This is a genomic window from Fischerella sp., from assembly GCF_013388695.1.
In the GTDB taxonomy this organism is placed as follows: domain Bacteria; phylum Cyanobacteriota; class Cyanobacteriia; order Cyanobacteriales; family Nostocaceae; genus PCC9605.
Genome location: NZ_JACAEU010000086.1, coordinates 1 through 9,157, shown reverse-complemented (window position 1 = coordinate 9,157; position 9,157 = coordinate 1). Strand labels below are relative to the sequence as shown.

At 41.7% G+C, this 9,157-nt stretch carries 10 protein-coding genes and 1 pseudogene; 6 read left to right on the top strand and 5 right to left on the bottom strand.

Annotated features, from left to right (window positions below; all coding sequences use genetic code 11):
* Nucleotides 1-139 precede the first annotated feature (139 nt).
* Entirely contained in the window at nucleotides 140-277 is a 138-nt protein-coding gene (locus HXY43_RS11575; RefSeq protein WP_290883364.1) for a hypothetical protein, read from the bottom strand.
* Nucleotides 278-408: 131 nt separating this feature from the next.
* Between HXY43_RS11575 and HXY43_RS11570 the strand changes: the two genes are divergently transcribed.
* Nucleotides 409-894, top strand: a complete 486-nt coding sequence (locus HXY43_RS11570; RefSeq protein ID WP_290883363.1) for a gluconokinase — start codon at nucleotides 409-411, stop codon at nucleotides 892-894.
* Nucleotides 895-988: 94 nt separating this feature from the next.
* Here the strand turns inward: HXY43_RS11570 and HXY43_RS11565 are convergent, their stop codons facing one another.
* Nucleotides 989-1,966: a carbohydrate kinase gene (locus tag HXY43_RS11565; RefSeq protein ID WP_290883361.1), complete on the bottom strand. Its 978-nt coding sequence runs from the start codon at nucleotides 1,964-1,966 to the stop codon at nucleotides 989-991.
* A gap of 350 nt (nucleotides 1,967-2,316) precedes the next feature.
* Here HXY43_RS11565 and HXY43_RS11560 point away from each other — a divergent pair, with 350 nt between their 5' ends.
* The 3 genes from HXY43_RS11560 to HXY43_RS11550 all read left to right on the top strand — a co-directional run bounded on the left by HXY43_RS11560 (nucleotide 2,317) and on the right by HXY43_RS11550 (nucleotide 4,984).
* Nucleotides 2,317-2,595 (top strand): helix-turn-helix transcriptional regulator, encoded by a 279-nt coding sequence (locus HXY43_RS11560; protein ID WP_026731196.1) that lies wholly within the window; start codon nucleotides 2,317-2,319, stop codon nucleotides 2,593-2,595.
* A gap of 637 nt (nucleotides 2,596-3,232) precedes the next feature.
* A complete protein-coding gene (locus HXY43_RS11555) occupies nucleotides 3,233-3,886 on the top strand; it encodes a DUF6391 domain-containing protein (protein WP_026731195.1) in 654 nt (217 codons plus the stop codon).
* 99 nt (nucleotides 3,887-3,985) lie between these two features.
* The gene (locus HXY43_RS11550; RefSeq protein ID WP_290883358.1) at nucleotides 3,986-4,984 is read left to right on the top strand and encodes a glycosyltransferase; all 999 of its coding nucleotides are present in this window, start codon (nucleotides 3,986-3,988) and stop codon (nucleotides 4,982-4,984) included.
* Nucleotides 4,985-5,285: 301 nt separating this feature from the next.
* On the opposite strand, the gene HXY43_RS11545 is transcribed toward HXY43_RS11550, so the two are convergent.
* A complete protein-coding gene (locus HXY43_RS11545; RefSeq protein WP_290883356.1) occupies nucleotides 5,286-6,173 on the bottom strand; it encodes a bile acid:sodium symporter family protein in 888 nt (295 codons plus the stop codon).
* Nucleotides 6,174-6,318: 145 nt separating this feature from the next.
* On the opposite strand from HXY43_RS11545, the gene HXY43_RS11540 reads away from it, so the two are divergent.
* Both HXY43_RS11540 and rfbB read left to right on the top strand, forming a co-directional pair.
* Complete coding sequence (locus tag HXY43_RS11540; RefSeq protein WP_290883355.1) at nucleotides 6,319-6,474, top strand: hypothetical protein; 156 nt, start codon at nucleotides 6,319-6,321, stop codon at nucleotides 6,472-6,474.
* 99 nt (nucleotides 6,475-6,573) lie between these two features.
* Nucleotides 6,574-7,635 carry a dTDP-glucose 4,6-dehydratase gene (gene rfbB, locus HXY43_RS11535; RefSeq protein ID WP_290883354.1) on the top strand — a complete coding sequence of 354 codons (1,062 nt, stop codon included), beginning with the start codon at nucleotides 6,574-6,576 and terminating at the stop codon, nucleotides 7,633-7,635.
* A 221-nt stretch (nucleotides 7,636-7,856) separates the two neighbouring features.
* On the opposite strand, the pseudogene HXY43_RS11530 reads toward rfbB, so the two are convergent.
* Together HXY43_RS11530 and HXY43_RS11525 are read right to left on the bottom strand one after the other, a co-directional pair.
* Nucleotides 7,857-8,096: pseudogene (locus HXY43_RS11530) on the bottom strand (response regulator); the annotation flags it as partial.
* 167 nt (nucleotides 8,097-8,263) lie between these two features.
* Entirely contained in the window at nucleotides 8,264-8,812 is a 549-nt protein-coding gene (locus tag HXY43_RS11525) for a pentapeptide repeat-containing protein (protein WP_290883352.1), read from the bottom strand.
* Between the last annotated feature and the right edge of the window lie 345 nt (nucleotides 8,813-9,157).

Here is a 9,157-nt window from a genome sequence, read left to right as displayed (position 1 = left end):
GAATTATGTGTGCATACATTTTTGTAGTTCGATGCCAAATCATTGTAGAGACGTAGCAATGCTACGTCTCTACATACCCGTGAATTGTAAATTCATATCTTGATTCAGCAACGCCCTTTTTTTACAGGTTTATGCTATTTTACCGAACGACCTGTTTAGTTAAAAACTCAAAAGCTTGCTCGTTTCGCAACATGGCGATCGCTTCTTCAGTGGTATGATTCTCCTGTATTTGAGAAAGGAGAGATAGCATTTCTTCCTTTTTTCGTGATTTTGCCATGTTTCACCTTGGCTACTTACTCTCAAGACAGGGGCGCAAATATATTTTTAGAGAGTTTTTATTAAGTATAGAATGCCTAAAAATTGGAGATAATTCACAAAAACTAACCAGTCTTCAGTTAGCAATTGGTAATGATAATCCTCGTCATGGGCGTCTCTGGTTCCGGTAAAACTACCATAGGTCAACTATTGGCAGACTCCTTGCAATGGGAATTTCGTGACGCCGACAATTTCCACTCACCAGAAAATATTGACAAAATGCGCCGTGGTATTGCTTTAGATGATGCCGACAGGTTGCCGTGGTTGCAAGATATACAAGCAGCAATCAAAAAATGGTTGGAAGAAAATCAAAATGTTGTACTGGCATGTTCAGCACTGAAAGATAGCTATCGCCAGTATTTTTTAATTGGTGATAAACGCATCAAGTTGGTTTATCTTAAAGGGTCGTATGAGTTGATCCAAAAACGCCTACAAGAGCGGCAAAATCATTTTATGCCCGAAAAACTCCTTCAAAGTCAGCTTGATGCCCTTGAGGAACCTGCTGATGCTGTCTATGTGGATATTTCACAGCCGCCACAGGAAATTGTTCAAGAGATTAGGGAGAGTTTGCAGATTTAATCTGCTCAAGACTCATGAAATTTGTAGGGTTGGGTTTATTAGATAAATTGTCGCCTCAATTGAGTATTATCCGCCAAACCTGCCCCTACTACCATTACTTAGACTGCTGCAAAAGAAAAGCTTCCACTTCCGCTGCGGTAGGTTGAGATGCGATCGCCCCCGGTTTCATTGTCGTCAGCGCCCCGACAGCAGTTGCATAGGTGACAATTTGTTTGGTTTTTTCTGGATCGCTCAAGCTTTGCATCCCATGAGTTAGTAACTGCTGAATTAACCCAGCAACAAAGCTATCACCTGCACCAGTTGTATCAGCAACAGAAACAGAAAAAGCTGGTAACTCACCGTCATTTTCTTCAAAGGAGTAAGCACAACCGTGTTCTCCATTCGTCACTACTACACCCTCCACGGAGTCAAGGCGGTTGAGAATTTCTCTCGGTCTTCTGGTGTCAAATAGCCATTCAGCTTCTTCTAGTGAGAGTTTGAGAAAATCGACTTGTTTGAATAATTCGCGAATCGTTTGCGGTGCAATGTCAGGATTCGTCCAAAATACAGGACGCCAATTAACATCTAACAAAACCTTGAGGTTGTATTCTTCTGCTAGTTCCAAAGCACGGCGAACTGCTTTACCACTTTCGGGATAGGCTAATTCTAGAGTACCTACAACCAAAAAATCTGCTGCTTCAAATAGCTTGATTGGTAATTGCCCTGCTTGCAGGCGGGTGTCAGCGAATTCTGTGGTACTATACTGTCCAAATCCAGCAAAGTGGCGATCGCCTGATAGGGAGCGCACAACATAAACCTGCCGCGTCGGTGCTGTAGGATGGCGTTGCACACCAGTTGTATCTACACCTATTTTTTGCAATAGCTCTACTAATTCATTACCAGGTTCATCTTCACCCACACAGCCGATAAATCCTGCTGGTATCCCCAGCTTTACCAAGGCGCAGGCTACGTTAGCTGGTGCACCCCCTGGGTAGGGAGTCCAAGACTCGACCTCTTCGAGCGATCGCCCTAATTGATCGGCTAAACAATCAAATAAAATTTCACCCAAGCACAAAACACGGGAATTACTCATCTGATTTTAAAATTTCGATTTTGGAAGAGAAATTTCCAGTATAAAATCTACAATAATTTCTACTCCTTTGTCGGCAGTTGTTCATACAATTAAACAGCATTTTCTGCCACTCAAAATTACTGTTAATTCTTCTAATTAGTGTTATTTAAAGCGGTAATATTTTTGGCTTGATTTTTTATTTGTAAAATAAAATACAATTTTATGTGCCACCCTACTGCTACATAACCGATATAAAAAGAAAAATTAATAATAAGTATTACTGCTAACACTGGAAATGCCTACCAGCAAAAGAATCTTCTAGAATGAAAAAGAGCGATTAAGTACATATACCAAGGAGGATAAAATAAAGCATGGCTGGTGGCGAGTCTCAGACCCCTGTAAGTCTGTCAGACAGAGAACTGCAAATTATCGACTTAGTGGCCGCTGGCTTAACTAATCAAGAAATTGCAGCTAAACTGGAAATTAGTAAGCGTACAGTTGATAACCATATCAGCAACATTCTCACCAAAACGGGTACAGACAATCGAGTAGCTCTTGTCCGCTGGGCATTGCACTGGGGCAAAGTCTGCTTGAATGATGTCAATTGCTGTCCTCTGCCCAACCCAAACAATGAATTAACAGATTACTAGTATGCTGCTAAGCCCATTTTGATAGGTTTTTATTTGTTCTTCTCCTCACGCCTGACGTTCAGTGTGAACCTTTCAAAATTAAGCGCAACAGAGTACTGGAATATTTGTTAGGGGCTAAGACAGTTTTCCCCACTTATGAGAATCATGTTGGCTAGGTCAAGCATCCCAACTGTATGGACAAGGACATTGGCGCGAGGGAGACGCTGCTTCTTTCCACAGAGTGGACGCCTTTCACCGCTGCCAAATGCCCTTGGTAAGTTTCGCCTTTGCTTAAAAGACAAAATATCTAGTGCAGTGCGGCAGAAACAACTAGATAGCTAGAGGAAACCAAAAAGCATATGGTACAAATATTTTTTCCTTCTGCCTCCTGCATAGCACCGATTCAGTAATCTTCAAATGAAAAGAAGGATAAGGAGGACAAAACAATTCAAAAGTCAAAAGTCACGCATTAGAATCTTGACTTTTGACTTTTGACCTCCCGAAGGGTGTCTCCCTTATCTCACCCATAAAGACAATTTCTGAATACTGAATCGACGTTCTAGTAGTAGTCAACAAAAATTAGCAACAATCCACGGGCTGAAACGGTACATTTGAAAGAAATCTATATTGCTCCATCAGCTTGGGGAGCAGTGTTGTTATGAATACTTCTACTTATGCGAAAACAAACGAGTTTCCCTTTGACTTTGTTAATTTTGATTTAACCACACCTCAACCGACCTTAGATGCCGATTTACTCAGACAGCTATCGTTTATTCCAGGCTTGAAAGAAATTCTCATGCTGCGACAGGTTCATGCTCTAGAACATGCCACAGTTTGGGTTCTGAGTGAATCTAAAAGCACTCATCCTCCTCTCGTCACCTCTAGCAATTTTCAGATAGACAACGAACTTTTAAGTGGTTTGTCTACAGATCGGGGATTTTTCCTTTATGGCGAGGTAAATATCAGCGATTTGCGACGCGCGGTTACACTTGCCCTACATCGGCTGACGAATGGAGAATGGCATTTAGCTGTACATCCCCGTTGCGGCACAAATTTATCAGTGGCAATGTTGTTGACAGCTGGACTTGCTGTGGGTGCCCATGTTTTGCTACCGCGAGGACCGATTGAACAACTCGTTGGTTTAGGATTAGCGGCAACAACAGCAGCAGAACTAGCCCCTAATATAGGTGCTTTAGCACAACGTTACTTGACAACTGCTATTCCCTTTAATTTAGAAACTGAAAACATAACACGTACCCATGACGTTTGGGGACGAGAAGCGTATTTTGTGAAAGTACGCTGGCGGGAGTGAGAGGAGGGGGAGAGGGGGAGATGGGGAGAAAGTTTTTAATCCCTAATCCCTAGTCCCCAGTCCCCAGTCCCTAATCGCTCATTCAGGAAAATCAATATCATGAGAAAACTTTATTTTTTACTCCCTGGGACAGATGGCAAATTTGCCTGCGGTGGTCTTTGGGCAGAATTAAAAACATTTAATCTAGCCAAGCTCATTTGTCATGCTGATGTCGTGACTTACCGTCAACGAGAAGAGGGAAAACTTTTCATAGATGATGTAATTCAACAGAAAAATTTAGATGATGTGATTTTTGTCGTTAGTTGGGGATTTGATGTAGCTCAACTTGTTGCCAAGCTCAAACAATATAATGTTGTGTACCATGCTCACAGTGCTGGTTACGGTTTTAAACTTCCTGGGAGTATTCCAATCATCACTGTTAGCCGCAATACAATGGGATATTGGGGACAAATTTCACCTAATTCTTTGATTTATTATTTGCCCAATCAAATTGGTAATGAATTTCAAAATTTCAATCTTGAAAGAGATATTGATGTTTTAGTTCAGGCTCGCAAATCTTCTGAATATTTAATGCAGGAATTGATTCCAGCTTTGCAGCGGCATTGTCAAGTATTTGTGGTTGATTCCTATGTAGAAGATTTAGCAGGACTATTCAATCGGGCTAAGGTTTATCTTTATGATTCTGCTGAATATTGGGCACTACAGGGCGTAAGTGAAGGATTTGGTCTGCAACCAATGGAAGCTCTTGCTTGTGGTTGTCAGGTCTTCTCCAGTATCAACGGTGGACTGTCTGATTACTTAGATCCTGGATTTAATTGCTATAAAATCGCTGGTTATTCAAAAGAATATGATATTCAACGTATTTTAAAAGTTCTTGCAGATTGGACATCGCCAGCATTACCTGAAGATTTTTTTGCAGAGTATCGGACTGAAAATATTACTAAGCGTTTGCAAATTATTCTGGATGACTTAAATGAGTTTTTTGACCACAAAATTCATCAACCTGCTAATATTAAGAGTCTGACAAGAATGCGCGTGAAAAAATTACGCATACAGAGTATATTCGCGAAGATAAAAAAGAAATATTTGAGAATTTAATCAAAAACCATGCCCCTCGTGGGCGTGGTTTTTTATTTACACAACTGCTTGCACTCTACGAAGGTAGCGATCGCCTGCGACTCTAAGAGGTTGTTTGAAAAGTGGTTGGCTGTGATTTTCGGCACTTATTGATCCCCCCTAGCCCCCCTTTTTAAGGGGGTAACTGGAATCAAAGTCCACGGCAGGTGCTTTATGCCGGGGAAAGAGTCCACCGCACTGCCTCCCCTTTTTAAGGGGGATAATGGGGGATCTAAAACTTTTTGCTACCGACAAGAGAACTTTTAAAACATCCTCTAACCACCTACCCTACGATCTTCTTCACTTTTTGCGACAGAACCAACTTTCTACCATAGCCAATGGCAACGAACCCTGTCACATTCATAAACAAGCTGTAAACAGCAGCAGGAACTGCCATATCAGGGTTGTTAAGTAGTCCGGCGGTAATTGCGATCGCAAGTGTACCATTTTGAATACCAACTTCAATGGCAATGCAGATTTGCTGAGCAAGATCGAGGTTGAACAGCTTGCTAATATATAACCCTCCAAGTATTGAAAAGACATTCAACAGTACACAAGAGATTCCAACCTGAAGAATAAAGCCAGGGAGGCGATCCCACTCGCGAATGATGAGTGCGATGATAATGATCGCCAGTAATGCGATCGCCAGGCGGCTAGTAACTTTTTCGAGGCGGAGGGCAAGTTCTGGAAATATTTGCCGCAAATACATTCCCAACCCAATCGGAACGAGCGTAATTAGAAAAATTTGCAGCATCGTTGAACTAATGGGTAGTGCGATCGCAGCAGTTCGACCGATAAAATGCTGGAGTGCAAGATTTGCAAACGTGGGAATCGTAAATACTGTGATGATACTGCTCAATGCTGTCAGGGTGACAGAGAGTGCAACATCCCCCTTGGCAAGGTATGTAATTAGATTTGATGATGGCCCACCTGGACACAGTGCCAGTATCATTAACCCGACTGCGATCGCAGGTGGCATTGGCACAACTTTAGCAATTACAAAGCCAATAATAGGTAAAATAATTAACTGACTTATTAAGCCTATCGAGACAGCTTTAGGATACTTGCTCACACGCTGAAAATCTTCTGGCAGCAACGATAGACCCATCCCCAGCATAATGATAGCTAGCGCGATAGGTAATAGAACAGTAGTTAAAAAACTGGCTTGCATAATCTTGTTTTAACCATTTATTGTTGGTGAATTTGATAAATTCTTTGCCGTTATCATAAAATACATCGGCTACAAGCTGGTTACATACATCGAATTAACTAAAGCAGCAAAGTCACAATTTCACCATCACGCTGAGGAAACAATTATGGCATCAGCAATCATGGTCGAAGGCAAATGGATAACCGATGGGAATGAGCAAAATCAAAGCGGTGAGTTCCATGAGATACCAACAACCTTGCGCGATCGCGCGAGTGCAGATTTGACGAACGGCACGATCGCTTCGCGCTTCGCTAAGGTGTAGTTGCGATCGCATTATGATCTTGAAAGCTGGCTGCCTTCTTGTATTAGTATTTTATTGCGACCATGACGCAAACAACGCCGAGAAAGAGGAGTGAGTTTAATGAGTCGTCGGTTGTTGATAACTGGTGGTGCGGGGTTTATTGGCTCAAATTTTGTCCATCACTGGTGTAAGAGTTATCCAAATGACACAGTTGTAGTATTGGATGCCTTGACTTACGCAGGAAATCGGGCAAACTTGGCAGGATTGGAGGAACAAGAGAATTTTCGCTTTGTACAAGGTAATATATGCGATCGCTCTATTATCGACAATCTACTACAAACTGAAAATATCGACACTATCGCCCATTTTGCCGCTGAATCTCATGTGGATAGATCGATTTTGGGACCTGGTGCTTTTGTAGAAACTAATGTAGTGGGTACGTACACTTTACTAGAAGCTTTTCGCCAACATTGGCAGGCAAATTCCAAACCCACTAACTATCGATTTCTGCACGTTTCTACTGATGAAGTATACGGTAGTCTCGCCCCCAACGACCCTCCTTTCAGCGAAACTACTCCATATGCTCCCAATAGTCCCTATTCGGCATCGAAAGCAGGTAGCGATCACTTAGTTCGTGCTTATTACCATACTTACCAACTACCAACTATTATTACGAATTGCTCTAACAATTACGGCCCTTATCAGTTTCCTGAAAAACTCATTCCTCTAATGTGCATCAATGCCTTGATGGGTAAACAATTACCAGTATATGGTGATGGTAAAAATGTCCGAGATTGGCTTTATGTGGGCGACCATTGTAGTGCTTTAGATGTGGTAATTCATCGCGGTGTAGCAGGTGAAACTTACAATATTGGCGGCAATAATGAAGTAGAAAATATTAATTTAGTACGAATGTTGTGCCAGCTGATGGATGAATTGGCCCCGAATCTGCCAGTTAGTCCAGCATCAAACTTAATTACTTTTGTCAAGGATAGAGCCGGACATGACCGGAGATATGCCATTAATGCGACAAAGATAAAAACTCAATTAGGCTGGACACCTTCAGTTAGTGTTGAACAGGGTTTACGTCTGACTGTGGAATGGTATCTTACTCACCGCGACTGGTGGCAACCTCTGCTGTCTGAGGAGTATCAGGCATACTATCGCAAGGTTTATGCTTGAGAAGGTTGTTAGTGGTTAGTGGTTAGTGGTTAGTGGTTAGTGGGCACTCTTGCAATGGAACTGGAGAAGTAAAAAGTAAAAAGTAAAAAGGTAAAAGAAAAAATTCTTTCTTTTTACTTTTAGCTTTTAACCCTTCGCTGCGCCCCTTGGGCATGCTTTTGACTTATTTTTGCCCAATGCCCAATACCCAATGCCTAATTCCCACTCTCCATCTCTCACTCTCAATCTAACAAGCTAGCGACAGCAGCAGCTAATTCTGCTGGTTCTATTGGTTTGGGAAGATGCTTTTGAAACCCTGCGGATAATGCTTGATGGCGATCGCTCTCTCCAGCATAGGCTGTTAGGGCGATCGCTGGAATTTTTGCGCTCTGTTCCCGTTTCAGTGTCCTGACTCGGCGGATGAAAGTATAGCCATCTTCTGTTGGCATACCAATATCACTGACCAATATATCTGGTTGGAACTGTTATTAATAATCGTAGTATTAATAATCGTAGGGTGGGCAACCCCACCAATGTGAAATCAAGATTGTTCGAGTATAGCAGTTGATGCCCACCCTAGATTTGCTGTTCTTACCAATTTCAAAGTGCAGGGGATAAATTTTACCCCTGCTTCTGTTGATTTAACAACTTAGGAACCGCCAGCCCAAGTTACCCATTTGTGGGATAAACCAGTATGCACGACCCCCTCACTCAATTCTCTTTCAGTTACGGTTGCTGCTGTTAAATCTACACCATTTAGTTCTGCTTCATTCAAATTAGCCTCAATTAAATTGGCTTGATTGAGATTGGCACCACTTAAATCTGCACCACTTAATTCTGCTTCACTTAAGTTTGCTTTCTTTAAGTTGGCTCTCACTAAATTTGCACCCCGCAAATCTGCACGACTTAAGTTTGTTTCCTCAAGATTGACATTAATTAAGTCTGCTCCAATTAGGTTAACCTCACTCAAGTTTGCACCAATCAGATTTGCTCCACTTAAATCTGCATCAGTCATATTTGCCCGACTGAAGTTACATCCACTCAAATTGGCTCGACTGAGGTCTGCTCCACTCAAGTCTGCTCCACAGAAATTTGCACCACTTAAATCAGTGTCACTTAAGTTTACTTTATGCAGATGTGCACCAATAAAATCTCGTTTCCCTGCTGCATATTCACTTAGGAGCATTTTAACGTCCATATTGTCTCCCTCGCAATTGTTACAAATCAGCAATTTTTTATGAGTTTCACTCTACCCAAACCACACTAAAGTTGAGTTGCTAGCAACTGAGTTTTTTAGCTAAATCTTGTTCTCTTATTGTGCTAGAGTTTTGAGGTGATGCAACACTTGCTTAACGGAAATATGCATAAGCTAGCAATATTTAGCTAGATGATGGAATGTATTAGGTGGAAAAAGGTTCTAATTCTGGCGTTGCTGAATCAAGATATGAATTTACAATTCACGGGTATGTAGAGACGTAGCAATGCTACGTCTCTACAATGATTTGGCATCGAGCTACAAAAATGTATGCAAACATAATTCATG

What these genes read in the sequence shown, in the direction of transcription:
- HXY43_RS11560 (WP_026731196.1), top strand. Translation starts at nt 2,317, where the DNA reads ATGGCTGGTGGCGAGTCTCAGACCCCTGTAAGTCTGTCAGACAGAGAA.
- HXY43_RS11565 (WP_290883361.1), bottom strand. Translation starts at nt 1,966, where the DNA reads ATGAGTAATTCCCGTGTTTTGTGCTTGGGTGAAATTTTATTTGATTGT.
- HXY43_RS11540 (WP_290883355.1), top strand. Translation starts at nt 6,319, where the DNA reads ATGGCATCAGCAATCATGGTCGAAGGCAAATGGATAACCGATGGGAAT.
- HXY43_RS11575 (WP_290883364.1), bottom strand. Translation starts at nt 277, where the DNA reads ATGGCAAAATCACGAAAAAAGGAAGAAATGCTATCTCTCCTTTCTCAA.
- HXY43_RS11555 (WP_026731195.1), top strand. Translation starts at nt 3,233, where the DNA reads ATGAATACTTCTACTTATGCGAAAACAAACGAGTTTCCCTTTGACTTT.
- HXY43_RS11550 (WP_290883358.1), top strand. Translation starts at nt 3,986, where the DNA reads ATGAGAAAACTTTATTTTTTACTCCCTGGGACAGATGGCAAATTTGCC.
- rfbB (WP_290883354.1), top strand. Translation starts at nt 6,574, where the DNA reads ATGAGTCGTCGGTTGTTGATAACTGGTGGTGCGGGGTTTATTGGCTCA.
- HXY43_RS11570 (WP_290883363.1), top strand. Translation starts at nt 409, where the DNA reads ATGATAATCCTCGTCATGGGCGTCTCTGGTTCCGGTAAAACTACCATA.
- HXY43_RS11525 (WP_290883352.1), bottom strand. Translation starts at nt 8,812, where the DNA reads ATGGACGTTAAAATGCTCCTAAGTGAATATGCAGCAGGGAAACGAGAT.
- HXY43_RS11545 (WP_290883356.1), bottom strand. Translation starts at nt 6,173, where the DNA reads ATGCAAGCCAGTTTTTTAACTACTGTTCTATTACCTATCGCGCTAGCT.